Source organism: Sulfitobacter sp. HI0129 (genome assembly GCF_001635395.1).
Taxonomy (GTDB): domain Bacteria; phylum Pseudomonadota; class Alphaproteobacteria; order Rhodobacterales; family Rhodobacteraceae; genus Sulfitobacter.
On sequence record NZ_LWGH01000915.1, the window covers coordinates 1 to 507 of the forward strand.

Annotated in this window: 1 pseudogene; it reads left to right on the forward strand. The window is 67.1% G+C overall.

Annotated elements, in window-relative coordinates:
• Positions 1 to 78 precede the first annotated feature (78 nt).
• Positions 79 to 507, forward strand: a pseudogene (locus A3764_RS20905) (hypothetical protein); the annotation flags it as partial.

A 507-nucleotide genomic window follows, 5' to 3' on the forward strand; every position in this document is an offset into this window, starting at 1 on the left:
TTATAGGGGCAACCGCGCCATGGTGCCATGCCCGCCCCACCCTTTTTTGCCCCATTGCTGGAAGGGGCGAACAAATGAATGTGTCCGGCCCGGTGCGTGGTGCTGCTGGTCGCCTTCTGGGCGTGGGCTAGGTTCAGGGTTTACCGCCGAAAGATCGACGGCACCGCCCGAAAGGACAGCCAAGTGTATCAGAGCAATCCGGCCCATATGTCTGCCGCGCCCGCAGAGACGGCACAGGCCGTGACGCTGCGCGGGCTGGGTACCGCCCTGCCGCCGCATCGGTTGCCGCAGGACGTGGTGCTTGACCATGCGCGCCGCTTGCTCGGCCCCCGGTATCCGCAGTTCGAAAGGCTGGTTCCCGCCTTCGAGAACGCGGGCGTGGACATGCGCTACAGCGTCCAGCCGCTCGACTGGTTCACCGAAGACCACGGCTGGGCCGATCGCGGTGCCGCCTATCTGGAGGGGGCCACCGCGCTTTTCATCGGCGCGGCCGAAGCGGCGCTGGCG